Origin of the sequence: Aeromonas sp. S16(2024), from assembly GCF_041403065.1 — a bacterium.
Lineage (GTDB): Bacteria > Pseudomonadota > Gammaproteobacteria > Enterobacterales > Aeromonadaceae > Aeromonas.
In genome coordinates, this window is sequence record NZ_JBGLQX010000021.1 from 31,144 (window position 1) to 55,281 (window position 24,138).

Here is a 24,138-nt window from a genome sequence, read left to right on the forward strand (position 1 = left end):
GATGCGCAAGTCGGGGCCTGGGCCCCGCTTGTGTCAATTCAATCCAGTTCAATGCAATTGCGTGCCGGGTTCAAACCAGTCGCGGCGAGAGTTGAGCAGATCCGGGACGGACATGGCCTTCTTGCCGGGCGGTTGCAGGGTCAGCAGACGCAGCACCCCCTTGCCGGTGGCGACGTCGATCCCCTGCTTGTCGGCCTTGAGCAGGGTGCCGGCGCTCTGGCCATGGTCGCTGTCGATGACCTCGGCCTGCCACACCTTGATGGTCTGCTCCGCGACTTCGAACCAGCTGATGGGCCAGGGATTGAAGGCGCGGATGCAGCGCTCGATGGCGACGGCCTCCATGGACCAGTCGATGCGCGCCTCTTCCTTGGAGAGCTTCTGGGCATAGTTGGCCAGCGCATCGTCCTGCGCCTCGGCAGCTGTGTCACCGGCGGCCATGGCATCGAGGGTGTCGACCAGCGCCTGCGGGCCCAGCTCGGCCAGCTTGTCGTAGAGGCTGGCGGAGGTCTCATCACTGGCGATGGGGCAGCTCACCTTGCGGATCATGGCGCCGGTATCCAGCCCCACATCCATCTGCATGATGGTGACACCGGTCTCCGCATCGCCCGCCCAGATGGCTCGCTGGATGGGGGCCGCGCCGCGCCAGCGTGGCAGCAGGGAGCCGTGCACATTGAGGCAGCCAAGGCACGGGGTGTCGAGCACCGCCTTGGGCAGGATCAGGCCGTAGGCCACCACCACCATGAGATCGGCGCCAAGGGCGGCCAGCTCGGCCTGGGCCTCTTCATTGCGCAGGGACGCGGGCTGGTAGACCGGCAGATCGTGGGCCAGCGCCAGCTCCTTGACCGGGCTGGCGGTCAGTTTCTGGCCGCGGCCCGCCGGCTTGTCGGGCTGGGTGTAAACGGCGACGACCTCATGGTCGGAAGACAACAACGCCGCCAGGTGACGGGCGGCGAAGTCGGGGGTACCGGCAAAAATCAGTTTCAGCTTATTCAATGGGGCAGATCCTCAGAGGACTTTGCGATCTTCACGGGCCATCTTTTCCAGCTTCTGACGGATGCGCTGGCGCTTGAGCGGGGACAAGTAATCCACAAACAGCTTGCCAACCAGATGATCCATCTCATGCTGTATGCAGATAGCGAGCAGATCGTCCGCTTCCAGCTCGAATGGCTTGCCGTGGCGATCCAGTGCCCGGACCTTGACCCACTCGGCGCGCGGTACCAGGGCCCGGCTGCCGGGGACCGAGAGGCAACCCTCTTCTATGCCGGTGCTGCCTGACTGCTCCAGGATCTCCGGGTTGATCAGCACCAGCTGATCTTCACGGTCTTCAGAGACGTCGATGACGATGATGCGCTGATGAATGTCGACCTGAGTCGCGGCCAGGCCTATGCCTTCCTCCGCGTACATGGTTTCGAACATATCATCTACAATCTGTTGTAACTCGGGTGTAATGGTCTCGACAGGGGCTGCGACTGTGCGCAGGCGCTCATCGGGGAAACGCAATACATCTAGAATGGCCATAGTTTTTTCTTTAGTTTCATATAAACGCAGTCAATATTGACGTAATTCTAGTCATTTACGTCGACAAAAAACAGCAACACTTTGCGTGCAGAAGTAACAGGGAGTGTTATGCATCTGAAGCAAATCATCCTCGCCTGTCTGGCGACAGCCCTGGCCAATGGTGCCATGGCACAGCAGTTGACGCTGAAATCCGGTTATCCCGAGAGTTATGTGGTGCAGAAAGGGGATACCCTCTGGGATATCTCGGGCCAGTATCTGGCCGAACCCTGGCTCTGGCCACGTCTCTGGAACATCAATCCCCAGATCGCCAACCCACACTGGATTTACCCCGGCGACGTGCTGCAACTGAGCTGGGTCAATGGTGAGCCGCGTCTGGGCAAGGCCAGCCAGGGCGGCAAGCAGGTCATTCACCTGTCTCCCAAGAACCGCTACGAGAACAAGGCCAATCCCATTCCGACCCTGCCCCTCAGCGAGATAGTGCCCTTCCTGCAAACCGATCACATTCTGTCCGATAGTCAGCAGAGCAAGGATCTGCCCTATGTGCTTGGCAATAACGACAAGCATATCGGCATGCTGGAGGGGGATACCCTCTATGTGCAGGGGGCGCTGAATCCGGGTCAGAGTTATGGCATCTATCGCCCAGGGGTGACTTACAAGGACAAGCTGACCGGTGAGCAGCTCGGCCAGGAAGCGATTTTTATCGGCACTGTGCGGGCGGAGGATCGCCAGGCCAACAACAGCACCAGAGTCACGCTGACGCACAACAGGCGCGAGGTGTATCAGGGAGACAAGGTCATCCCGTTGCCACCGCAGGAGAGTCTCTCAGCCGTTTTCATGCCAAAGGCGGCGCCAGTGATTTCCCCCGGTTATGTGATAGAGCTGCCGAGCAAGGTGCGTGGGGGAGGCAAGTTTGACGTTGTCCTCATCAACAAGGGGCAGCGGGATCAGATTGCCCCTGGCGATGTGCTCGAGATCCTGCGTCCGGGAGCCGAGATGGTGGACAAGAATGGCAAGGTCTCGTATCGGGAATATGCATCCGTCTATGACAAGGCATTCCACTCTGCTGGCAAGTCGTCCTTGCCCGCCGAAGCGGTTGCCAGGGTCATGTTGTTCAAGGTCTATGACAAGCTGAGTTATGGCCTCATCCTGCAGAGCCAGGATCTGGTCAGCTCGGGTTATCAGGTCAGTAACTTCTGACGTGCCACTTCCACTCGAACGGCTGTGGTTGACGCTGGATACGGTGACCGGCATAGGTCCGGTCACCGCCGCCCGCCTGCTGGCCCATTTTGGTGGCGACATCACCGCTCTGTTTGACTCAGACGATGGCACCCTGCGATCGCTTGGTCTGCAGAGCGCCCAAATTCAGCAGATGAGATGGCCCCTGCCGGTTGTGGATCAGGGGCTGAGTTGGGCCGAAGCGCCTGGCAATCACCTCCTTTGTCTCGATGACCCCGCCTATCCCGCTCTGCTAAAAGAGATCCCCGCCGCCCCCTTGCTGCTCTATTGCCGCGGGGATCTCGCAGCCCTTTCCCTGCCACAACTGGCGATGGTGGGCACTCGTCACCCCACCTATGCAGGCAAGGACAACGCCGCCCGCTTGTGTGCCGAATTGGTGGAGAGCGGTCTGGCGATCACCTCCGGATTGGCGCTGGGTATCGATGGCGTCTGCCACCAGCAGGCCTTGGCATCGGGCGGTGTGACGCTGGCGGTGCTGGGCTCCGGGCTTGACTGTCTCTATCCAAAGCGCCACCAGGGCCTGGCGATGCAGATCCTCGAGCATGGTGGGCTGCTTGTCTCCGAGCTGGCACCGGACCAGGGGCCGCTGGCGGAACATTTCCCTCGTCGCAATCGCATCATCAGCGGCCTGTCGCTGGGCACCCTGGTGGTGGAGGCTGCCGAGCAGAGCGGCTCACTCATCACTGCCCGCTACGCGCTGGAGCAGGGTCGCGAGGTCTTTGCCGTCCCGGGGGCACCGCAAAATACCCAGGCTGCGGGGTGCAATCGCCTGCTTCAGCAAGGGGCCAAGCTGGTATTGAATGCGGCAGATGTTGTGGAAGAGTTGCCTGCCCTTGTGCCGTTAAAGAGGCCGGTGAACCCTTCTCCCGAGCCATTGCATAATAGCGAATTGCCTTATGCCGATTTGTTGGATAACGTAGATTATGAGACCACGAGCGTGGATACCGTTGCCGAGCGGGCCCAGCTTCCTGTCGAAGTGGTATTGGGCAGGTTGGTAGAGCTGGAGCTTGCCGGTGCAGTGATGGCGGTAGCCGGTGGATACGTCAGAGCGAGGAGGGCGAATCATGTTTGATGTATTGATGTACCTTTTCGAGACCTACATCCACAGCGATGCAGATGTGATGGTCGAGCAGGATGAACTCACCGACGAACTTAGCCGGGCCGGTTTCAATCAGGACGAGATTGAGAAGGCACTCAACTGGCTGGAACGACTGGCCAATCTGCATGACAGCGAGCGGGAGGTGTATGTCACCGCCAGCGCGCAAGGTTCGATGCGGATCTACGCCCCGCAAGAGCTGGCTCGCCTCAGCACAGAGTGCCGTGGTTTCCTGCTGTTCCTGGAACAGGCTCAGGTACTGAACGCCGAAACCCGCGAAATCTGTATCGAGCGCTTGCTGGAGCTGGACAAGCCGGATATCGAGCTGGATGACCTGAAGTGGGTCGTCATGATGGTGCTGTTCAACGTCCCGGGCAGCGAGAATGCCTACCAGCAGATGGAGGAGCTGGTGTTTGACGAGTCAGACGGTGTCATTCACTGACAGTCCGGTGCCGCGCTGGTAGAATTCAGGCCATCTGGATTCCAAGGCGCGGCCCATGTCAAAAATCGATCATCACCTCTTTTCTGCCCACGAACATGCCTTCGAGCGCGAGCCTTGCCCGCAGTGTGGTGCCGAGCTGGTGATCCGTCAGGGCAAGCATGGCCCCTTTCTGGGCTGCTCGGCCTACCCCTCCTGTGACTATATTCGTTCCCTGACGCCCTCTGGCCGCGACATCGAAAAGGTGCTCGAAGGATCCGCTTGCCCCGATTGTGGTCAGCCGCTGGCGATCAAGAAGGGGCGCTACGGCCTGTTCGTGGGCTGTACCCAGTATCCGGCCTGCCAGCATATCGAGTCCCTGCAGGAGAGCGACGATACCCAGATCCTCTGCCCGGAGTGTGGCAAGGGTCATCTGGTGAGCCGAACCTCCCGCTATGGCAAACAGTTTTACTCCTGTGATGCCTATCCTCACTGCAAGTACGTGGTGAATGACAAGCCTGTTCCCATGCCTTGCCCTGAGTGTGGCTGGGGCATCATGATCGAGAAGAAAGTGAGAGGGAGTCTGCGCTGGGTCTGCCCGCAAAAGAAATGCTGTCATCAGATTGAGCGGGTATAATCCTGCCGCCATAAGCCGGCTGGCAGCTTGCTGGCAAGAGGGTGCTTCATCTGGATTTATCATCTTGCCGTGACTGCTACGGCCGTGCCGTTGGGCGCCGATCCCGATGTTGCCGCGCCGTCAGCCTCTTGACCTATTCATGTGGCCCGACATCTCAGGCGTTGCAGTGGCCAATGATGAGCTGAGGCTCTGTTGGCGGGTCAAACGTCCGTATGTACTGAAGAGGTGAGGGCACCAAGGTGCCCTCACCTCGGTTCAACTTACAACCCAGTGATGAGAGGTGGCAGCCCGGCTGTCGCATTTTTTCTATGCCAAAAGAATTTGAACAAGCGATCTCTGCCCTGCACCGCGAAGGGGTGATCGCCTATGCCACCGAGGCCGTCTTTGGCCTGGGGTGTGATCCCGACTCCGAGGCTGCGGTTCAGCGCCTGCTGGCCATCAAGCAGCGTCCGGTGGAGAAGGGACTGATCCTGATCGCCGCCGATCTGGCCCAATTGCAGGATTACATCGATCTGAGCCAGCTCAGCAGCGAACAGCTTGCTCGCGTGCAGGCGAGCTGGCCCGGCCCCTTCACCTGGATCATGCCTGCCCGTGCAACCACGCCGGCCTGGCTGACCGGGCAGTTCGATACTTTGGCGGTGCGCGTCACGGCCCATCCTCAGGTACAGGCCCTGTGCCGCGCCTTTGGCAAACCTCTGGTCTCGACCAGTGCCAATCTGACCGGCGAGGAGCCTGCCCGTCGGGTGGCCGATATAGGTGAGCTGCTGGCAAGTCAGCTGGCCCATATCCTGCCTGGGGAAGTCGGGGGACAGGCCAATCCATCCGAGATCAAGGACGCCCGTACCGGCGCCATCATTCGTCCCTCCTGAGGGGGCGCTGATTTGCAGCCATGACGGGCGATGTGCTCATGGCGTGACACCACAATATAAAATGGACGGGACGATCAAGATCCTGTCTGACTGGAGACAAGATGAGCAAACCGGATGTGGCCCAGGTCAAGGCCTTCCTGCTGCAGTTGCAGGACGAGATCTGTCGGGGACTGGAGCAGGCTGACGGCGCCGGACACTTCGTGGAGGATGTCTGGCGCCGCGAAGGCGGTGGTGGAGGCCGTACCCGGGTGCTGCGCCATGGCGCCGTGATCGAGCAGGGCGGGGTCAACTTCTCCCATGTCTATGGCGATGCCATGCCGGCGTCGGCGACCGCCCACCGCCCCGAACTGGCCGGCCGCAAGTTCGAGGCCATGGGGGTCTCGCTGGTGATCCATCCGCACAACCCCTACGTGCCGACCAGCCATGCCAACGTCCGTTTCTTCATCGCCGAGAAAGAGGGCGAGGCGCCCATCTGGTGGTTTGGCGGCGGTTTCGATTTGACGCCCTTCTATCCGTTTGCCGAGGATGTGCAGCACTGGCACCAGGTCTCCCGTGATCTCTGCCAGCCTTTTGGCGACCAGATCTACCCCGAGTTTAAGTCCTGGTGCGATCGCTACTTCTTCCTCAAGCATCGCAACGAGACCCGAGGGGTGGGTGGCCTCTTCTTCGATGACCTGAACCGCTGGCCCTTTGCCGACTGCTTCGCCTTCATGCAGGCGGTAGGTCGGGGTTATCTCGATGCCTATCTGCCCATTGTCGAGCAACGCAAGGCGCTGCCCTATGGCGAACGGGAGCGGGCGTTCCAGCTCTATCGCCGCGGTCGTTACGTGGAGTTCAATTTGGTGTATGACAGGGGCACCCTGTTCGGGTTGCAGACTGGCGGACGTACCGAGTCGATCCTGATGTCGATGCCACCGCTGGCTCGCTGGGAGTATGACTGGCAGCCGGAGGCTGGCAGCCCCGAGGCTTTGCTCTATACCGACTACCTCACGCCACGAGAGTGGCTGTGACTCGAGGGGCCATGACGGGCCCCTTTTTACTGGCCGATATTCGGCTTGTTCCCGGCTGAGAAAACCCGTTAAATCGGGTGATCACCCTCTGATGGAACTCTTTGATGGATCGTTATCTGGTTTTTGGCCACCCGGTGCGCCACAGCAAGTCTCCCTTCATTCATACCCTGTTCGCCAGACAGACCCAGCAAGAGCTGGAGTATGGGCTTGCCGAGCCCCCCGTCGACGAGTTTGCCGCTACCCTGCGCAGCTTCTTTGCCCAGGGGGGCAAGGGGTGCAATGTCACAGTGCCGTTCAAGGAGCAGGCGTTCTCCCTGGTCGATCGGCTGAGTCCAAGGGCCAAGCGGGCTGGAGCGGTCAACACCATCAAGCTGACCGATGATGGCGTGCTGCTGGGGGACAACACCGATGGCGCCGGGCTGGTAGCCGATCTCAAGGCACATGGGGTGACAATGGCGGACAGCCGGATCCTGCTGCTGGGGGCCGGTGGGGCGGCTCGAGGTGCGCTGGCGCCGCTGCTGGCGGAGAAGCCGAGCGAGTTGGTCATCGCCAACCGCACTCACGGAAAAGCGCAGCAGCTGGCTGCCGAATTTCACGATCTGGGGCCCGTGACCGCCCAGATCTATGAGCAGCTGGCGGGGCCGTTCGATCTCATCATCAATTCCACCTCCGCCAGTCTGCAAGGGGAGCTGCCACCGCTGGATCCTGCCCTGATCCACGCCGATATCGCCATTTACGACATGATGTACGGTGCGACGGACACGGCCTTCATCGGTTGGGCCAAGCAGCATGGCGCCCGTCAGACCATGGATGGGCTCGGCATGCTGGTGGAGCAGGCTGCCGAAGCCTTTACCGTGTGGCGCGGCATCCGGCCTGGCACCAAGCAGGTGTTGAGAGAGCTGAAACGCAATCTGGGCACTTTGTAAGTCGGTTCGCTAATAAAGTCGGCGGGGAGTGGGACAACCGCGAATGTGCGCTCCTGCTGACGGGCTCTGGCAACCTCACCCTCGGGTATCTGGGCAGAACATCCCTCCTCCTCGGGGAAAAGTGTTCCTCGCGGGTGGGGGAGTGAAATTGGCACTATGTTGAAGTGGGATTTAAATCGATAAATAACAATGAGTTACTGTGTATTAAAGCTTGCGGCATTCGCGTTTATCAAGTTTTTTCTCAAAGCAGCGGAACTTGTGCGAAATGGTGCTGACTAACTAGATAGTTGAGGAAGTGCTAGCTAGTCACCTTTATAACTCCCCGGTATTGATACTGGGGATTTTTTTATCCATTTGAAAAATATAGAAATTTACCTCTCTCATTTTAAGTGAAACTAAATTACATAAATTACTTTCACTTTCTGCTGCTTTGCTATACAGTTATCGGCGTAGGGTACAGAGGTAAGATGTTCTATCTTTCAGACCTTTTATTTCACGTAATTGAATGTGGCTGAATAGCAGCCCCGATGAGTCATCGTCGGGGTGTTTTTTTATGCGAAACGTTTAGAGTAAATGCTTTAAATTGGGCAATCTTTTGTTAGAATGGGGATGTTTCTTGAGGAAAACCAATCGTCTTTGTTCTCGAGAACTCGCTTTTTCCCAATTTTTTGAACTCATTTCTTCAGGCCGGTCCGCGACAGCGAGACTGGCCTCATTTTTATCCCTCCCTATCCCTTTTTTGTAATTAAATTTCAATTTTGTTGATGTTCGGCATTATTCCCGGCTTGTTTGGTGGGAGAGATGAAAACGGTGTCAAGGGGAGTGGAAGTTAATTTTCACAGCAGCCTAACGCTCTATCTCTCTGATTGACAAGACTTATAAGCTATAGGGATGGGTTGTAACAGAAGGGGGGGGGGCTGGCCCGGGCAGGGGAAAACTGAAAGTCTTTCAATCAGCGGAGGGCCAACTCCGCTCATTGCAGCAAGAAGAGGAGCAATTTACTCCTCGATCTGGTGGTCTTCTTCTGTGTCGGTCAGGGCGGTTTCGGCATTGGACAGATACCAGCCGCTCAGGGTCTGGGCCAGCTTCTCGACGCCTATGTTGTTGAGGGAGGAGAAGGCTTCAACCTGGATCTGCGGGCCCAGCTCGGCTACTGCCTGGCGCACCTTGATCACCTGGTTGTTGCGGGGACCCGGGCTCAGTTTGTCTGCCTTGGTCAGCAGCAGCATCACCGGCAGTTCGCGGTGTGAGCTCCATTCCAGCATGTTCATGTCGGTCTCTTTGAGCGGGTGGCGAATGTCCATCAGGATCACCAGACCTTTCAAGGACTCGCGGCGTTGCAGATATTCAGCCAGTGACTTTTGCCACTTGAGCTTCATTTCCAGCGGAACCTGCGCATAACCGTAGCCTGGCAAGTCGACCAGGCGCTTGCCCGGTTCCAGTTCAAACAGGTTGATCAGCTGGGTACGACCCGGTGTCTTACTGGTTCGTGCCAGGTTCTTGTGCTTGGTCAAGGTATTCAATGCAGATGATTTACCGGCGTTGGAACGCCCGGCAAACGCGATCTCGACACCCCCATCATTTGGCAGGTGGCGGATGTCGGGTGCGCTGGTCACAAAATGCACCTTATTGAAATTCAGAGTTTGTGTATCCAACGTAAATTCCCCATAGAGATAGAGGGTTATAGAGTTACTTTTTTGTGAAATCGTGTAAAATGGCGTCGTTTAAACGCGTTTATTTTAACATGCCTTCGGCGGCATGGGATCTGGAAGTCTAATAACGAGAAAGTTGGAACGCCATGAAGAACCTAGTCATTACACTTGCTCTGATGGTTGGCGTAACTGGGATGGCACAAGCCAAGGGCGATGCCGCTGCGGGACAAACCAAGGCTGCCGTCTGTGCGGCCTGTCATGGACCGGACGGCAACAGCCCAGTCGACATGTATCCCAAGATTGCTGGTCAGCACGCATCATATATCAAAAAACAATTAGTTGAACTGAAGGCTGCAGCTTCTGGCCAAACTGGTCGGGTTGCACCCATCATGGGACCCATGGCGTTGCCGCTGTCCGATCAGGACATGGACGACCTGGCCGCCTACTTCTCCAGCCAGAAGGTGACTCCGGTTGCCGTGCCCGATGACGTGGTTGCCGCAGGCAAGGCGCTCTATATGGGAGGCGACATGGAACGTGGTTTGGCCGCTTGTACTGCCTGCCATGGTCCGCGCGGTTCCGGCGTAGAGCAGGCCAAGTATCCCAGCTTGTCGGGGCAGCACCCTGCGTATATCAAGGCGCAGCTCACCGCCTTCCGTGCGGCAGCCCGTGACAATGACCCCAATGGCATGATGCGGGATGTGGCCAAGAAGCTGACGGATCAGGATATCGAAGCCCTCTCCAAGTATGTGGCGGGTCTGCACTGATAAGGTCCTGAATCTATCTTGTTGAAAAGAACAGGGAACTATCGAGGTTCCCTGTTCTTTTTTTCGGCTTCTGGCGCCATGTCTGCAAATGCCCTGCATTGTTGTAAGAGATCCCCCCTTTCCGAACCCGGTCGGGGCTGAAACAGTGTTCAGCCTTCGGTATGGAAGCTATAACTTTCAATATGTTAAAAATGGGATGGCCACTTGTCTTCGTTTGAAAGAATGCCGAGTGGATTGAGCCCTACTGCGAAATTGTTACAGTGAGCCCATGGAATGACCGGGCGAGCTGTTGGCGTTCTGGTTGGACAGGGAGTCGGCTCAGCAGGCAAGTGATGAGCAAGGTAGTCAGAGACCAGGATGGTGACCGCCAGGGATGAGCGGGGCTGCGGGAGGCAACCACCCCAGAAAGACGACCGGATGTTGTCCGCCTGGGTTAGACAAGCACACGCACATTCAGGATCGAGCAACAAGGGTCAGGAAGACCTAACGACATGATGCGCAGAGGTACGCCCAGGGATAAGGCGATTTGTAGCCAGGGAATGGGACTCGCATGACAGGATCAAGGCAGCTTCGGCTGCCTTTTTTCTGTTGGGTCATTAACCCGCCAAGGCATTCTGTGTCAAAATACCAGCAACATGCCCAGAGGATGCCGATCCTGCGGTGTTCAGCGGCCCAATATGGTCGAATTGGTGCAGGATCCCACTCTTGTTCCAGATTTACTGTTCCCCGCTTCAGCATCCTCCCCGGACGAAACAATCCCGGGGGTTTCAATCCAGTTATTTGTCGGAGTCATTCATGTCGGCCAAACAACCCACCCGCAAGCCTACCGGCAAGCGCAAAGAATCAGATGCCAGTGCCCTGGAAGGCCGCGAGCGCAAACGCGCCGCCAAGCGCAAGGGCTTGAAGGCGGGCTCCCGTCAGCAGGTCGAGCAGGGCAAGAAGGGCGGCAGTGGCAAGCAGGCCAAGGATCCGCGCATCGGCTCCCGCAAGCCGGTCGTGCTGATCGTGGAAGAGAAGCAGAGCAAGCCGGTGGCGCCCAAGCCGCAAAAAGAGAAGAAGTTGGTGATGACGCCCGAGCAGGAGCTGGCCTCCATCGAGAATGATGATCGCCTGAACGATCTGCTGGATCGACTGGATGCCGGTGAAACCCTGGAAGCGGCCGAGCAGGCCTGGGTCGATCAGCGCGTCGATCGCTATCAGGAGCTGATGGACGAGCTCGGCATCATAGACACCGACGAAGATGACGACGGTGATTTTGACGAGGTCGAGTATGAAGAGCCGAGACAGCCAGCCTCCGAGGAGGAGCTGTGGGAGCGTTTCAGCCAGGTTGACTATCAGCCCGAACCCAAGCCAGAGCCGAAGAAGAAGTGATGAGTGGATGGATGCTGGCCGCCTTGCTGGGGGGCCTTGTCTTGCTGGGGCTGGCTGTCTATGCCGCCACCCTGCTGGCGCGTCTCAAGCGTCAGCACGACATGCAGCGGCAGGCCATCGCGGCCCGCAACGAGCGCATCCTCGACAGCGTCAGGGTGATCGCCCATGCGGTTCGGGATGGTCAGTGCGACTACTCGGAGGGGGCCATCCGGCTGACCAATCTGCTGGACGCCTTGCAGATCAAGGGAGGACGGGCCTTCGCCAGTGAATTCCCCGGTCTCTATGGCCTCTACGAGAAGGTGAAGGAGATGCCGACTCACGAGGCGAGGCGAGCCCTCAAGCGCAACGAAGTGATGAAGATGGATCTCGAGCGCAGCGGCTACGAGGCCGAGCTGGAGGCGCAGATCCTCAAGGATGTCGCCCGACTGAAGGACTTTCAGCTAAGCCGGTGAGCCCTGGATAACAAAGAAAGAGGAAGCAAGCGTGCAAGCAGAACAGATTGTGTGGGATCAGGCCCTGATCGAGAAATATAACTACAGCGGCCCGCGTTACACCTCCTATCCCACCGCGCTGGAGTTCAACGAGGGCTTCGGTTATCCGGACTTCGTCCAGGCCGCGGGCCAGTATCCGGCGCGCAATCTGTCGCTCTACGTGCATATCCCCTTCTGCCACAAGCTCTGCTACTACTGCGGCTGCAACAAGGTGATCACCCGTCACCAGCACAAGGCCGATCAATACCTCGATTACCTCGAGCAGGAGATCAAGGCGCAAGCCCCCCTGTTCAAGAACCGGCTGGTGACCCAGCTGCACTGGGGTGGCGGCACCCCCACCTATCTGAACGAGGGGCAGACCCGTCGCCTGATGGCCATCTTGCGGGAGCACTTCCACTTCGCCGAGGAGGGGGAGATCAGCATAGAGGTGGACCCGCGCGAGATCGAACTCTCCATGCTGGACGTGCTGCGGGAGCTGGGTTTCAACCGCATCAGCCTCGGCGTGCAGGATTTCAACAAGGCGGTGCAGGTCGCGGTCAACCGGGAGCAGGACAACGACTTCATCCGCGCCATGCTGGAGCGCGCCCGGGCATTGGGATTCAGCTCCACCAATCTCGACCTCATCTACGGCCTGCCGCACCAGAACCGGGAGAGCTTCCACCACACCCTGGAGGAAGTGCTCAAGACGGATCCGGCCCGCCTCTCCATCTTCAACTATGCCCATCTGCCGAGCCGCTTCGCCGCCCAGCACAAGCTGAAGGAGGAGGACATGCCGGCCCCCCGGGAGAAGCTGGCCATGCTGCAGGACACCATCGCCTTCCTCACCGGTCAGGGTTATCAGTTCATCGGCATGGATCACTTCGCCAAGCCCGATGACGAGCTGGCGGTGGCCCAGCGCGAGGGCAAGCTGCACCGCAACTTCCAGGGCTACACCACCCAGGGGGATTGCGATCTGCTGGGGCTGGGGGTCTCTTCCATCAGCATGATGGGAGATGCCTATTCCCAGAATCAGAAGGATCTCAAAACCTATTACGCCCAGGTGGAGACGCTCGGCCACGCCCAGTGGAAGGGGTGTTCCCTCAACCGGGACGACCTGATCCGCCGCGAGGTGATCAAGCGCCTCATCTGCGACTTCTCCCTGAACTTCGCCGCCGTCGAGCAGGCCCATGGCCTGGTCTTCCGGGAGTACTTCGCCGAGGATCTCAAGCTGCTGCAGACCTTCATCGACGATGGTCTGGTGCGCATGACAGACGACGGACTTGAGGTGGTCTCCACCGGTCAGCTGCTCATTCGCAACATCTGCATGTGCTTCGATGTCTACCTGCGCAGCAAGGCGCGCCAGCAGCAGTTCTCCCGGGTGATCTGAGCCGTCGCCCAGCGTTGAACATAAAAAAAACCGCCTCGGCGGTTTTTTTTATTAGGTTTGCCTGCACTCAGCGTTGGGCTGCGCGGGCGTTCAGTTCGGCTTTCTCGCCATCGCTCAGGAAGGCCAGGGTCAGGCCGTTCTGCTGGGCGGTGCGGATCTCGCTCGCCGTCATGCCGGCGGCCGGGGCGGCCACCTCGTATTCATGGGGCAGGTCAATGCCTTCCACTGCGGGGTCGTCGGTGTTGAGGCAGGCCAGCACGCCGGCGGCCAGGAACTGGCGGATCGGGTGCTCGGTCAGGCTGGCGACAGTGGTGGTCTGGATGTTGGAGGTGAGGCAGGACTCGATGCCGATGCGGTGCTCCGCCAGATAGGCCATCAGGGCCGGATCCTGGACGGCCTTGACACCGTGGCCGATGCGCTCGGCGCCCAGATCGCGAATGGCCTGCCACATGCTCTCGGGGCCCGCCGCTTCACCGGCGTGCACGGTGACGCGCATGCCCGCATCCCGCACCTTGCGAAAATGTTCGGTGAAGAGTTCCCCCGGGAAGCCCAGCTCGTCACCGGCCAGATCGATGGCGACCAGCTTGTCACGGTGGGCCAGACAGGCGGCCAGCTCCTTGTTGCACTGCTCGGTGCCGAAGGTGCGGCTCATGATACCGATGAGGTTGGTCTTGATGCCAAAGTCGCGGCTGCCGGCGGCCACGCCGTCGATGATGGCTTCCACCACGCCCTGCGGATGCAGCTTGTGGGCCATCGCCATGTAGGCGGGGCTGAAGCGCAGCTCGGCATAGTCGATGCCGGCGCGCAGCAGATCTTCCACGTTTTCGTAGGCGACCCGGCGGCAGGCGTCGTAATCGGCCAGCACGGCCACGCCCCAGTCCAGTTTCTTCAGGAAGGCCACCAGACTCGGCTCGTTCTCGACGATCTGAACGTGAGGGCGCAGGGCTTCCAGCTCATCGGCTGGCAGCTGGATGTTGTGCAGGCGACCCAGCTCGAGAATGGTCTGCGGACGGATGTTGCCATCCAGATGGCGGTGCAGGTCGGTCAGGGGGAGGGATCTGTCAATCATGATGGCGCCTTCTGCGAGTCGGGTTGGAAAGCCTGTCATTCTAGGCGGGGATCTTGAAAAAGATACCCCGTTTGCAGGCAAACGGGGTCTGATTGGTCAGGCTTTCCCTCAAGGCGTGATGGGAATCGTTTTTCCCGAAGACTCAGGGAATGTCGAGTTCCTTGAGCTTGCGGGTCAGGGTATTGCGGCCCCAGCCGAGCAGGCGGGCGGCCTCCTGCTTGTGGCCATGGGTGTGCTCCAGTGCCGTCTCCAGCATGATCCGCTCGAACTGGGGCATGGCATCGGCCAGGATGTCGGTCTCCCCCAGCGCCAGCTTGGCGGCCACCCAGTCCTGCAGTTGTTGCTGCCAGCCACCGGTCAGCGCGGGCTGGCCGGGCTCCGCCGTGCTGGTGATGGGGGTCAGCAGCTCGGTGGGCAGATCGCCGACCAGCACCTCCTGACCGGAGGCCATCACGGTCAGCCAGCGGCAGACGTTCTCCAGCTGGCGCACGTTGCCTGGCCAGGGCAGGCGGCTGATGTAGGTCTGGGTATCCGGGTGCAGGCTCTTGGCCTCCACGTTCAGCTCCTTGGCGGCTCTGAGCAGGAAGTGCTGTGCCAGCTGGGGTATGTCCTCCCGGCGCTCCTTGAGGGCGGGGATATGGATGCGGATGACGTTGAGGCGGTGGAACAGATCCTCCCGAAATTCGCCGTCGGCGACTCGTTTCTCCAGATTCTGGTGGGTGGCGGCGATGATCCGCACATCCACCTGCACCGGCTGATGGCCGCCGACCCGGTAGAACTGGCCGTCCGCCAGCACCCGCAGCAGCCGGGTCTGGACGTCCAGGGGCATGTCGCCTATTTCGTCGAGAAACAGGGTACCGCCGTCGGCCTGTTCGAAGCGGCCGTGACGTATATTGTTGGCGCCGGTGAAGGCCCCCTTCTCATGGCCGAACAGTTCGGATTCGATGAGATCCTTGGGGATGGCCGCCATGTTGAGGGCGATGAAATTCTTGTGGGCGCGCGGGCTGTGCTTGTGCAGGGCATGGGCGACCAGCTCCTTGCCGGTGCCGCTCTGGCCGTTGATGAGCACCGAGATGCTGGAGCGCGACAGCCGGCCTATGGCGCGAAATACCTCCTGCATGGCGGGAGCCTCACCGATGATCTCCGGGGTGGTGGTGGCCTCCTGCTGGCGCGCCTTGCGCTTGGTGCGCTGCTCTTTCAGATGATTCTCGGCGCGGCGCACCAGGGTGACCGCCTCGTCGATGTCGAACGGCTTGGGCAGGTATTCGAAGGCGCCGCGCTGGTAGGCGTTGACCGCGCTGTCGAGATCCGAGTGCGCCGTCATGATGATGATGGGCAGATCGGCCTGGCGGCGGTGGATCTGCTCCAGCAGGCTGAGGCCGTCGATGCCCGGCATGCGGATATCGGAGAGGATCACGTCCGGTGAGCGCATCTCCAGCGAACTCAGCAGGGCTTCGCCATCGGCAAAGCTCTCGCATTCGAAGCCTTCGCTACCAAGGGTGCGCTCCAGGACCCACCGGATGGAGCTGTCGTCATCGACGATCCACACTTTTGCTGTCATGAGGTTCCCTTACTTGCGAAGTGGTAGGTAGATGGTGAATTCGGTGTGGCCGGGCCAGCTGATGCAATCTATGCGTCCCTTGTGCTGATCGATCAGGTTCTGGGCGATGGAGAGGCCAAGGCCTGTGCCCCCCTCCTTGCCGGTGATCATGGGGTAGAAGAGGGTGTCGCGAATGGCATCGGGAATGCCGGGACCGTTGTCGACGATCTTGATCTCGGCGGCCAGGCGGTAGCGTTGGCCGTGGATGGTGATCTGGAAGGCGGTGCGGGTCTTGATGCGGATGAGCCCGGTCTGATCGCCGAGGGCTTCGGCGGCATTGCGGACTATGTTGAGAAACGCCTGCTGCAGCTGGTCCGGCTCCATCTCGAACTCGGGAATGCTGGGGTCGTAATCCCGCTCGATGCGGATCTGGGGCGGCAGCTCCAGATCCACCAGACGGCGCACCTGCTCCAGCACCGAATGCACATTGTGCATCTGATGGCGTCCCGGTCGCTGGGGGCCGAGCAGACGATCGACCAGTACCCTCAGGCGGTCGGCCTGCTCTATGATGATGCCGGTATATTCACGCAGGGCCGGGTCCGGCAGCTCCTTTTGCAACAACTGGGCGGCGCCGCGCAGGCCCCCGAGGGGGTTCTTTATCTCGTGGGCCAGCCCGCGCACCAGCTCCTTGGCGGCCTGCTGCTGGGCATGTTGCTGCAGCTCCTGGCTGATCTTCTTCTGCTGATCGATCTTGCGCAGCTCCACCACCATCAGCCGCTGCTCGTGGTCGGCCATGGGGCTCACGCTGATCTCCACCAGCCTGGGCTCTCCCTCCACCACCAGGGTGACTTCGCTGTCGGTGAAGCCCTGCCCTGAAATGAGGCACTGCTTGAATCGTTGCAGGTCGAGGGAAATGTGCTCCAGCAGATGGGGCAGTTCGATCCCGATCAGTCGCCGTTCGCTGAGGGAAAGCAGCTGTTCGGCCGCCGGGTTGACGAATTGAATGCAGAGCCGCTCATCCATCAGGATGACGGCGGTCAGCAGGTTGTCCAAGAGTGTCTTGGCGTGATCCAAGCGGGTTGGCACAGGTTTCTCCCTAAAACGGTGCTTTACACCTGTTATGCACCGATATGGTGCATTGAGTTTACCCGCATCGGTGCGTCACATCACCCCTAATTGGCCTTGGGGGTGGCTTTGGGAGCCTGATTCACAGTCGTTCTATGCAGGTAAAAGGTGGCTGCTTTGGATTTAGCAAGGATCGTACCGTCTTTGGCGAGCAGCTCGAGCCGCGCCTCGTAGGCGCCGCGAGGGAGGTTCTCCACCCGGATGGCCAGGCTGTTGTGAACGAGGGGAATGGCCTTGTCGTTCAGCAGCAGGCGCACGTCATATTGCACCGGCGGCTGGGGATGGACCTGGGCCTGGAAGACGATGTTGCCCGTGTTGTCGCGCAGTGTGCTGCCCGGCTCGGGGGAGAGCAGCTCTATCTCCAGGGGGGCTGCTTCCTGGGCCTTTTTGGCATCGACGCCGGTCAGGCTGTTGAAGTCGTCGACCTGGACCGAGTGGGGCGAGGTGCCGATGAGGGGGGAGACCCGCAGGTCTACTTCCCTGGCGTTCTTGCCGGGGGGAGGGGCGTCTGTGTAATGGGTCACCCCTTGGGGATCTATCCAGGAATAGACTCTGGCCCCCTGGGCGGTGCAGGAGATCATCAGCAAGAGGCCCAGCGTCCATGTCGGGTGCATTGTTTTCATCCATCTCTCCTTGACGGGGTTCACCTTAATCCTATCAGAGAAAAAAATGTCGGGCTTATTGTCGGATTCGCGGTGAAGAACGGGCTCGACGAGCTGTATGCCCCATGCAGTGTGAGGCCATGAGTCATGATATTTCAGCCCCTTAGATAAAAAACCCGCCAGATGGCGGGTTTGTCATGATGAAGCAATGGGCACCGGATTAGACGGAGTAGTACAGCTCGAACTCCAGGGGGTGCGGGGTCATGCGGACACGATCCACGTCATGCTGCTTCAGCTCCAGGTAGGAGTTGATGAAGTCGTCGCTGAACACGCCGCCACGGGTCAGGAACTCGCGATCGCTATCCAGTGCGGACAGGGCCTCGTCCAGGGAACCAGCAACGGTCGGCACTTCTGCGGCTTCTTCCGGCGGCAGGTCATACAAGTTCTTGTCCATGGCATCGCCCGGATGGATCTTGTTGATGATGCCGTCCAGACCGGCCATCAGCTGGGCAGCGAAGGCCAGGTAGGGGTTGGCAGCCGGATCCGGGAAGCGCACTTCGATGCGGCGGGCTTTCGGGCTCGGCACAACCGGGATACGGATGGAGGCAGAGCGGTTGCGGGCGGAGTAGGCCAGCATGACAGGGGCTTCATAGCCCGGCACCAGACGCTTGTAGGAGTTGGTGGTCGGGTTGGCGAAGGCGTTGATGGCCTTGGCGTGCTTGATGATGCCGCCGATGTAGTGCAGCGCCATCTCGGACAGACCGCCGTACAGGTCGCCGGCGAACAGGTTGACACCGTTCTTGGCCAGGGACTGGTGGCAGTGCATGCCGGAGCCGTTGTCACCGAACATGGGTTTCGGCATGAAGGTGACTGTCTTGTTGTAGGCGTGGGCCACGTTGTGGATCACGTACTTCAGCACCTGCACTTCATCAGCTTTCAGCGTGAGAGTATTGAAGCGGGTTGCGATCTCGTTCTGACCGGCAGTGGCCACTTCGTGGTGGTGAGCTTCAACGACCTGGCCCATCTCTTCCAGCACCAGACACATGGCGGCACGGATGTCCTGGGAGGAGTCAACCGGCGCAACCGGGAAGTAACCACCCTTGACGAAGGGACGGTGACCCTTGTTGCCGTGCTCGTACTCGGTACCCGAGTTCCAGGCAGCTTCTTCGGATTCGATCTTCACGAAGCTGTGGCCCATGGTGTTGGAGAAGGTGATGTTGTCGAACATGAAGAATTCCGGCTCCGGCCCGAACAGCACGGTGTCAGCGATGCCGCTGGCTTTCAGGAAATCTTCGGCACGCTTGGCGATGGAGCGCGGATCGCGGTCATAGCCTTGCATGGTGGCGGGTTCAAGCACGTCACAGACGATGTTCAGCGTGGTCTCTTCGGTGAACGGGTCCAGTTTGGCGGAGGCCGGATCCGGCATCAGCACCATGTCAGACTCGTTGATGCCCTTCCAGCCGCCGATGGAGGAGCCATCGAACATCTTGCCGTCTTCGAAGAAGTCTTCGTCGACCTGGTGGGAAGGAATGGATACGTGCTGCTCTTTACCCTTGGTGTCGGTAAAACGCAGATCAACAAACTTGACTTCGTGTTCCTGGATCAGGGCCAAAACGTTCTGGGCTGACATGCTAAGTAACCTCCGGTGTTAAAACTCTTTGGGTGAATGCGTCATCACATTCACATAAGCCAGTATCGTGCCAAGTTTGTGACAGCTTGATTTCAGTGCATTTGCACCCTTTCAGGCTGTCGGGACTCCCGCTTTCATGCTTGGCTGCGCCTCAAAGTGGTGCAACCTTGGATCGTTTTGGTGCACCAGTATGGTGCGCCTACGTGTCAAGACCATCTAAGCAGGCTTTTGGCGCGGGGTCCATGATCCAGATCCCCTGTCGTACACGAATGGTCTGCAATTCTGCTAGGCAGATCACAAAGGCGAGAGTACAATTAGCGCCCAATTTTACCCGGTGATTTGAGGCGAGAATGTTAGAGAATTTACGCAATATTGCGATTATTGCGCACGTAGACCACGGCAAAACTACCCTGGTTGATAAGCTGCTGCAGCAGTCTGGAACCCTGGACCGTACCACTGATGGTCAAGAGCGTCTGATGGATTCCAACGATCTGGAAAAGGAACGTGGTATTACCATTCTCGCCAAGAACACTGCGATCCGCTGGAATGACTACCGCATCAACATCGTCGATACCCCGGGTCACGCCGACTTCGGTGGTGAAGTTGAGCGCGTAATGTCCATGGTTGACTCCGTGCTGCTGCTGGTCGACGCCGTTGACGGCCCTATGCCGCAAACCCGTTTCGTGACCCAGAAAGCCTTCGCCCAGGGTCTGAAGCCGATCGTGGTCATCAACAAGATCGACCGTCCGGGTGCTCGTCCTGACTGGGTAATGGATCAGGTATTCGACCTGTTCGACAACCTGGGTGCCACCGATGAACAGCTGGACTTCAAGGTTGTTTACGCCTCTGCACTGAACGGTTGGGCCACCCTGGACCAGAGCGTCGAGTCCGACAACATGGAACCCCTGTTCCAGGCCATCGTTGACAACGTCGAGCAGCCGAAGGGTGACCCCGCCGGTGGCTTCCAGATGCAGATCTCCCAGCTGGACTACAACTCCTACGTCGGTGTTATCGGTATCGGCCGCATCACCCGTGGTCGCGTCAAGACCAACCAGCAGGTCACCATCGTTGGTGCCAATGGCAAGAACCGTACCGGCAAGGTCGGTCAGGTGCTGGGTTACCTGGGTCTGTCCCGTACCGAAGTGGCCGACGCGCAAGCGGGCGACATCATCGCCATCACCGGTCTGGGCGAGCTGAAGATCTCCGACACCATCTGTGACAACAATGCCGTCGAAGCCCTGCCACCGCTCTCCGTCGACGAGCCGACCGTGAACATGACCTTCCAGGTCAACACCTCACCGTTCGCCGGCAAAGAAGGCAAGTTCGTGACCTCCCGCAACATTCTGGAGCGTCTGAACCAGGAGCTGGTCCACAACGTGGCCCTGCGTGTGGAAGAGACCGAAGATCCGGACAAGTTCCGCGTCTCCGGCCGTGGTGAACTGCACCTGTCCATCCTGATCGAAAACATGCGTCGCGAAGGCTACGAGCTGGCGGTATCCCGTCCGGAAGTTATCCTGCGCACCGTTGACGGCGTGCTGCACGAACCGTTCGAAACCGTGACCGTGGACGTGGAAGAGATCCACCAGGGTTCCGTCATGGAGCAACTCGGCCTGCGTAAGGGCGAGATGACCAACATGACCCCGGATGGCAAGGGCCGTGTCCGTCTCGACTTCATGATCCCGAGCCGTGGCCTGATCGGTTTCCAGACCGAGTTCCTGACCATGACCTCAGGTACCGGCCTGCTGTACCACACCTTCGACCATTACGGTCCGCACAAGGGTGGCAGCATCGGTGAGCGTCAGAACGGCGTGCTGATCTCCAACGCCACCGGCAAGGCCCTGACCTTCGCCCTGTTCGGTCTGCAAGACCGCGGTCGTCTGTTCATCGGTCACGCGACCGAAGTGTACGAAGGCCAGGTGATCGGGATCCACTCCCGTTCCAACGACCTGACCGTCAACTGCCTGAAGGGCAAACAGCTGACCAACATGCGTGCTTCCGGTACCGACGAAGCCCAGGTGCTGACTCCGCCGATCCGCATGACCCTGGAGCAGGCTCTCGAGTTCATCGACAACGATGAGCTGGTGGAGATCACGCCGAAGGCCATCCGTATCCGCAAGAAACTGCTGACCGAGATGGATCGCAAGCGCGCCGGTCGTGCTTGATCGATAGCTGTTCATCGACAGACCAAAGAGAGGCCTTATGGCCTCTTTTTTTATGGTCGCGCGGCGGCCTCTTGCTCCGGGTTGGTCGATGGTGATGGCCGCGAATCGGCTCATGGGTGGTCAGATGGGCACCCTATCTGACACAATATCTGCATGATGACGCTTACGAGAATCAAGATGCAGCAGCAAATCCGGGGCCGCCTGGCCCACGCAGTCTCCTTCTTGCGCCACGATGGCGCCCATTTCGCCCAGTTTGTCTGGGGCCGTTTCCAGCAGGACAGGCTGACGGTCACCGCCGGTTACCTGGCCTATGTGACCCTGCTCTCCCTGGTGCCCATGGTTGCCGTGGTGTTCGGCATGATGTCGGCCTTCCCGGTGTTCCAGACCCTGAAACAGCAGATGGAGCAGTTCGTCTATCACAACTTCGTGCCCACCGCCGGCGAGATGCTCAAGGAGTACATAGATGGCTTCGTGGCCAATGCCACCAACACCACTGCGGTCGGCATAGGCGCCCTGATAGTGGTGGCACTGATGTTGATCTCGGCCATCGACAAGAACCTCAACTACATCTGGCGTTCGACCCAGAATCGACCGCTGGCCCAGGCCTTCGCCATGTACTGGATGATACTGACCCTGGGCCCCGTGCTCATCGGGGCCAGCCTCGCCATTTCCTCCTACATACTGTCGCTGAAGCTGTTTGCCGCTGACAGCCTGTTTGGCGCAGGATATCTGGTGCTGCGCAGCCTGCCGTTCCTGTTCTCTGTGTTCGGCTTCCTGCTTATATATACTGTGGTGCCCAACTGCAAGGTGCGGCTGACCCACGCCTTGATCGGCGCCCTGGTGGCGGCCACCCTGTTCGAGCTGGCCAAGCGCGGCTTCTCCATCTACATCACCAACTTCCCCTCCTATCAGGCCATCTACGGCGCCCTGGCGACCATCCCCATTCTGTTCGTCTGGGTGTATCTAAGTTGGTTGGTAGTCTTGCTCGGTGCGGAGACCACCGCCTGCCTCGGAGAGTATGAGAAGCCCGGCAACGAGGAGCTGGCCTGAGTCAGCTGCTCATTGTTGGCACCGATATCCATTCTGTTCGTCTGGGCCTTTGTAAACACTCTGAGTTGGTTGGTGGTCTTGCTCGGCGCGGAGACCACCGCCTGCCTGGGGGAATACGAGAAACCGGGCAACGAGGAGCTGGCCTGAGGCCAGCCTGCCATAGCCCCGATCCCGGCGGGAAAGGCGTTGGCCCGGGCAGGGCATTTATTGGTAGCATCAACGACCGCCCCGTCATGACGACGGCGGCGGTCGTTTTGTTTTGAGAGGAGAGGGATGTGATTGCATTGATTCAGCGGGTGTCAGAGGCCAGCGTGACCGTCGAGGGAGAGGTGACCGGGGCCATAGAGCAAGGGTTGCTGGTGCTGCTCGGGGTAGAGCAGGGGGACGATGAGGCCAAGGCCGACAAGCTGCTGCACAAGGTGAGCGGCTATCGCATCTTCTCCGATGCAGAGGGCAAGATGAACCTCAACGTGGGCCAGATCGGGGGCAGTCTGCTGGTGGTCTCCCAGTTCACCCTGGCGGCGGATACCGGCAAGGGGATGCGACCCAGCTTCTCCGGCGGCGCCCACCCGAGCGATGCCGAGCGGCTCTATGACTACTTCGTTGCCCGGGCCAAGGAGGGCGGCATGCCGACCGAGACGGGACGTTTTGCCGCCGACATGAAGGTCAGGCTGCTCAACGACGGCCCCGTGACCTTCTGGCTGCAGGTGTAGGTATCATTGCTGGCGCCAGGCCGTGGATGCCTGGCTTTTCACCCTGCCGAGGGCTCTCGCGGCGATCCGCCAGCAAGAGTGAGGGCCCGCAACAGGCCTAGGCGAGATTGGTGGCGTGCAGTATGACGTTGCGATAACCCGGCACCCCGTGGGCGCTGGTGGGGCCTATCCACTCCTCGGCCAGCCGTTTGGCCTGCGCCAGTTCGAGGTGGGTCCGTGGCAGCAGGTTGACGATGAGGGTGCCGTGCAGGCATCTGGCCAGCGCCTGATAGATGGGCGCCTGGAACAGCAGCAGGGGATTGCCGTCCTGGCTGAACAAGTCCAGCAGCACCAGATCGTAGGCGTCCTGGCTCTGGAGCAGGAAGTGCAGGGCGTCCGCATGATGCAGCCTAGGGGATCGCTGTGAGGCGTCCTGGAAGAACTGCTGGAACAGGGTGAGGATCTCGGCGTCCAGATCCACGCAGTCGTGGCGGGCCTCGGGCCAGCGGGCCCCCAGATGGCGGGTGAGATCCCCCCCTCCCAACCCCAGCTCCAGGATCCGGCTCGCCTCTGCGGGCAGCCGCTCGGCGATGCTCTGTTGATGGGGCAGGCAGAGGTGTTCCGGCTTGCTCAGGCTCATGGCGGATTGCACCACGCCGTCCATTTCCAGCCAGCGGTGGCGGGCATTTTCCAGGATGGAGAGGCGGCGTTCGGGTTTGGCGCTGAGGTGCAATAAGTGATCGGCTTGGTACGCTTGCAGATTGAAGTCCATGAATTTGCACGGCAAGATGGCTTTCGACCAGTGTAACTCAAGGATGTCGCTATGTACCGGGTGGTCACTCCTCAAACGGCAGCCGAGCGGGGCTCTTACTACCAGCTGCGCTGGGAGGCATTGGTGCGCAAGCTCTTCAATC

23 protein-coding genes and 1 pseudogene are annotated in these 24,138 nt (G+C 59.7%); 15 read left to right on the top strand and 9 right to left on the bottom strand.

The window, feature by feature from the left end; genetic code table 11:
• Nucleotides 1-48: 48 nt before the first annotated feature.
• Nucleotides 49-993, bottom strand: coding sequence for a methionyl-tRNA formyltransferase (fmt, locus tag ACB030_RS15590; RefSeq protein WP_371161025.1), 945 nt, complete (start codon nucleotides 991-993; stop codon nucleotides 49-51).
• A 12-nt stretch (nucleotides 994-1,005) separates the two neighbouring features.
• Nucleotides 1,006-1,518 (bottom strand): peptide deformylase, encoded by a 513-nt coding sequence (def, locus tag ACB030_RS15595; protein ID WP_025325337.1) that lies wholly within the window; start codon nucleotides 1,516-1,518, stop codon nucleotides 1,006-1,008.
• 108 nt (nucleotides 1,519-1,626) lie between these two features.
• On the opposite strand from def, the gene ACB030_RS15600 reads away from it, so the two are divergent.
• The 7 genes from ACB030_RS15600 (at nucleotide 1,627) to aroE (ending at nucleotide 7,710) form a co-directional block, all read left to right on the top strand.
• Nucleotides 1,627-2,715: a LysM peptidoglycan-binding domain-containing protein gene (locus ACB030_RS15600; protein ID WP_371161027.1), complete on the top strand. Its 1,089-nt coding sequence runs from the start codon at nucleotides 1,627-1,629 to the stop codon at nucleotides 2,713-2,715.
• Between the two features lies 1 nt (nucleotide 2,716).
• Complete coding sequence (gene dprA, locus ACB030_RS15605) at nucleotides 2,717-3,826, top strand: DNA-processing protein DprA (RefSeq protein WP_371161029.1); 1,110 nt, start codon at nucleotides 2,717-2,719, stop codon at nucleotides 3,824-3,826.
• Nucleotides 3,819-4,292: a DUF494 family protein gene (locus ACB030_RS15610; RefSeq protein WP_025325340.1), complete on the top strand. Its 474-nt coding sequence runs from the start codon at nucleotides 3,819-3,821 to the stop codon at nucleotides 4,290-4,292. Before dprA ends, ACB030_RS15610 begins: the two co-directional genes overlap by 8 nt.
• Nucleotides 4,293-4,347: 55 nt before the next feature.
• Nucleotides 4,348-4,905 (top strand): type I DNA topoisomerase, encoded by a 558-nt coding sequence (locus ACB030_RS15615; RefSeq protein WP_139745007.1) that lies wholly within the window; start codon nucleotides 4,348-4,350, stop codon nucleotides 4,903-4,905.
• Between the two features lie 308 nt (nucleotides 4,906-5,213).
• Complete coding sequence (locus tag ACB030_RS15620; RefSeq protein ID WP_371161032.1) at nucleotides 5,214-5,774, top strand: Sua5/YciO/YrdC/YwlC family protein; 561 nt, start codon at nucleotides 5,214-5,216, stop codon at nucleotides 5,772-5,774.
• A 101-nt stretch (nucleotides 5,775-5,875) separates the two neighbouring features.
• Nucleotides 5,876-6,784, top strand: a complete 909-nt coding sequence (hemF, locus tag ACB030_RS15625; protein WP_371161034.1) for an oxygen-dependent coproporphyrinogen oxidase — start codon at nucleotides 5,876-5,878, stop codon at nucleotides 6,782-6,784.
• A 104-nt stretch (nucleotides 6,785-6,888) separates the two neighbouring features.
• Nucleotides 6,889-7,710 carry a shikimate dehydrogenase gene (gene aroE / locus ACB030_RS15630; RefSeq protein WP_371161036.1) on the top strand — a complete coding sequence of 274 codons (822 nt, stop codon included), beginning with the start codon at nucleotides 6,889-6,891 and terminating at the stop codon, nucleotides 7,708-7,710.
• A gap of 998 nt (nucleotides 7,711-8,708) precedes the next feature.
• On the opposite strand, the gene yihA is transcribed toward aroE, so the two are convergent.
• The gene (gene yihA, locus ACB030_RS15635; protein WP_025325345.1) at nucleotides 8,709-9,365 is read right to left on the bottom strand and encodes a ribosome biogenesis GTP-binding protein YihA/YsxC; all 657 of its coding nucleotides are present in this window, start codon (nucleotides 9,363-9,365) and stop codon (nucleotides 8,709-8,711) included.
• A gap of 143 nt (nucleotides 9,366-9,508) precedes the next feature.
• Here yihA and ACB030_RS15640 point away from each other — a divergent pair, with 143 nt between their 5' ends.
• From ACB030_RS15640 to hemN, 4 genes are all read left to right on the top strand, one after another.
• On the top strand, nucleotides 9,509-10,126 hold the full coding sequence (locus tag ACB030_RS15640) for a cytochrome c (protein WP_041206664.1): 618 nt from the start codon (nucleotides 9,509-9,511) through the stop codon (nucleotides 10,124-10,126).
• 795 nt (nucleotides 10,127-10,921) lie between these two features.
• The gene (gene yihI / locus ACB030_RS15645; protein WP_139437654.1) at nucleotides 10,922-11,497 is read left to right on the top strand and encodes a Der GTPase-activating protein YihI; all 576 of its coding nucleotides are present in this window, start codon (nucleotides 10,922-10,924) and stop codon (nucleotides 11,495-11,497) included.
• An 11-nt stretch (nucleotides 11,498-11,508) separates the two neighbouring features.
• Nucleotides 11,509-11,949, top strand: a complete 441-nt coding sequence (locus ACB030_RS15650; protein WP_371161078.1) for a DUF2489 domain-containing protein — start codon at nucleotides 11,509-11,511, stop codon at nucleotides 11,947-11,949.
• A gap of 31 nt (nucleotides 11,950-11,980) precedes the next feature.
• Nucleotides 11,981-13,354, top strand: a complete 1,374-nt coding sequence (hemN, locus tag ACB030_RS15655; RefSeq protein WP_371161039.1) for an oxygen-independent coproporphyrinogen III oxidase — start codon at nucleotides 11,981-11,983, stop codon at nucleotides 13,352-13,354.
• Nucleotides 13,355-13,421: 67 nt separating this feature from the next.
• On the opposite strand, the gene add is transcribed toward hemN, so the two are convergent.
• From add to glnA, 5 genes are all read right to left on the bottom strand, one after another.
• Nucleotides 13,422-14,423, bottom strand: coding sequence for an adenosine deaminase (gene add, locus ACB030_RS15660; protein WP_106885258.1), 1,002 nt, complete (start codon nucleotides 14,421-14,423; stop codon nucleotides 13,422-13,424).
• Nucleotides 14,424-14,565: 142 nt separating this feature from the next.
• Nucleotides 14,566-15,984, bottom strand: a complete 1,419-nt coding sequence (gene glnG / locus ACB030_RS15665) for a nitrogen regulation protein NR(I) (RefSeq protein ID WP_106885257.1) — start codon at nucleotides 15,982-15,984, stop codon at nucleotides 14,566-14,568.
• A 9-nt stretch (nucleotides 15,985-15,993) separates the two neighbouring features.
• Entirely contained in the window at nucleotides 15,994-17,049 is a 1,056-nt protein-coding gene (gene glnL / locus ACB030_RS15670; protein ID WP_139437660.1) for a nitrogen regulation protein NR(II), read from the bottom strand.
• 86 nt (nucleotides 17,050-17,135) lie between these two features.
• Complete coding sequence (locus tag ACB030_RS15675; protein ID WP_371161042.1) at nucleotides 17,136-17,711, bottom strand: DUF4124 domain-containing protein; 576 nt, start codon at nucleotides 17,709-17,711, stop codon at nucleotides 17,136-17,138.
• A gap of 199 nt (nucleotides 17,712-17,910) precedes the next feature.
• Complete coding sequence (glnA, locus tag ACB030_RS15680) at nucleotides 17,911-19,320, bottom strand: glutamate--ammonia ligase (protein ID WP_205642717.1); 1,410 nt, start codon at nucleotides 19,318-19,320, stop codon at nucleotides 17,911-17,913.
• A 350-nt stretch (nucleotides 19,321-19,670) separates the two neighbouring features.
• Here glnA and typA point away from each other — a divergent pair, with 350 nt between their 5' ends.
• The 4 genes and pseudogenes from typA (at nucleotide 19,671) to dtd (ending at nucleotide 23,245) form a co-directional block, all read left to right on the top strand.
• Nucleotides 19,671-21,482 carry a translational GTPase TypA gene (typA, locus tag ACB030_RS15685; RefSeq protein WP_041206669.1) on the top strand — a complete coding sequence of 604 codons (1,812 nt, stop codon included), beginning with the start codon at nucleotides 19,671-19,673 and terminating at the stop codon, nucleotides 21,480-21,482.
• 177 nt (nucleotides 21,483-21,659) lie between these two features.
• A complete protein-coding gene (locus ACB030_RS15690) occupies nucleotides 21,660-22,532 on the top strand; it encodes a virulence factor BrkB family protein (protein ID WP_025325356.1) in 873 nt (290 codons plus the stop codon).
• Nucleotides 22,533-22,592: 60 nt separating this feature from the next.
• A pseudogene (locus tag ACB030_RS15695) lies at nucleotides 22,593-22,679 on the top strand (ribonuclease BN); the annotation flags it as partial.
• Between the two features lie 128 nt (nucleotides 22,680-22,807).
• Entirely contained in the window at nucleotides 22,808-23,245 is a 438-nt protein-coding gene (gene dtd / locus ACB030_RS15700; protein ID WP_371161046.1) for a D-aminoacyl-tRNA deacylase, read from the top strand.
• A gap of 97 nt (nucleotides 23,246-23,342) precedes the next feature.
• On the opposite strand, the gene ACB030_RS15705 is transcribed toward dtd, so the two are convergent.
• Nucleotides 23,343-23,996: a spermidine synthase gene (locus tag ACB030_RS15705; RefSeq protein ID WP_371161048.1), complete on the bottom strand. Its 654-nt coding sequence runs from the start codon at nucleotides 23,994-23,996 to the stop codon at nucleotides 23,343-23,345.
• Nucleotides 23,997-24,138: the final 142 nt, after the last annotated feature.

Excerpts from the sequence above, each read along its gene's own strand:
- def (WP_025325337.1), bottom strand. The coding sequence starts at position 1,518 with ATGGCCATTCTAGATGTATTGCGTTTCCCCGATGAGCGCCTGCGCACA.
- ACB030_RS15600 (WP_371161027.1), top strand. The coding sequence starts at position 1,627 with ATGCATCTGAAGCAAATCATCCTCGCCTGTCTGGCGACAGCCCTGGCC.
- ACB030_RS15610 (WP_025325340.1), top strand. The coding sequence starts at position 3,819 with ATGTTTGATGTATTGATGTACCTTTTCGAGACCTACATCCACAGCGAT.
- ACB030_RS15615 (WP_139745007.1), top strand. The coding sequence starts at position 4,348 with ATGTCAAAAATCGATCATCACCTCTTTTCTGCCCACGAACATGCCTTC.
- ACB030_RS15620 (WP_371161032.1), top strand. The coding sequence starts at position 5,214 with ATGCCAAAAGAATTTGAACAAGCGATCTCTGCCCTGCACCGCGAAGGG.
- hemF (WP_371161034.1), top strand. The coding sequence starts at position 5,876 with ATGAGCAAACCGGATGTGGCCCAGGTCAAGGCCTTCCTGCTGCAGTTG.
- aroE (WP_371161036.1), top strand. The coding sequence starts at position 6,889 with ATGGATCGTTATCTGGTTTTTGGCCACCCGGTGCGCCACAGCAAGTCT.
- ACB030_RS15640 (WP_041206664.1), top strand. The coding sequence starts at position 9,509 with ATGAAGAACCTAGTCATTACACTTGCTCTGATGGTTGGCGTAACTGGG.
- yihI (WP_139437654.1), top strand. The coding sequence starts at position 10,922 with ATGTCGGCCAAACAACCCACCCGCAAGCCTACCGGCAAGCGCAAAGAA.
- ACB030_RS15650 (WP_371161078.1), top strand. The coding sequence starts at position 11,509 with ATGCTGGCCGCCTTGCTGGGGGGCCTTGTCTTGCTGGGGCTGGCTGTC.
- add (WP_106885258.1), bottom strand. The coding sequence starts at position 14,423 with ATGATTGACAGATCCCTCCCCCTGACCGACCTGCACCGCCATCTGGAT.
- glnG (WP_106885257.1), bottom strand. The coding sequence starts at position 15,984 with ATGACAGCAAAAGTGTGGATCGTCGATGACGACAGCTCCATCCGGTGG.
- ACB030_RS15675 (WP_371161042.1), bottom strand. The coding sequence starts at position 17,711 with ATGAAAACAATGCACCCGACATGGACGCTGGGCCTCTTGCTGATGATC.
- glnA (WP_205642717.1), bottom strand. The coding sequence starts at position 19,320 with ATGTCAGCCCAGAACGTTTTGGCCCTGATCCAGGAACACGAAGTCAAG.
- typA (WP_041206669.1), top strand. The coding sequence starts at position 19,671 with ATGTTAGAGAATTTACGCAATATTGCGATTATTGCGCACGTAGACCAC.
- ACB030_RS15690 (WP_025325356.1), top strand. The coding sequence starts at position 21,660 with ATGCAGCAGCAAATCCGGGGCCGCCTGGCCCACGCAGTCTCCTTCTTG.
- ACB030_RS15705 (WP_371161048.1), bottom strand. The coding sequence starts at position 23,996 with ATGGACTTCAATCTGCAAGCGTACCAAGCCGATCACTTATTGCACCTC.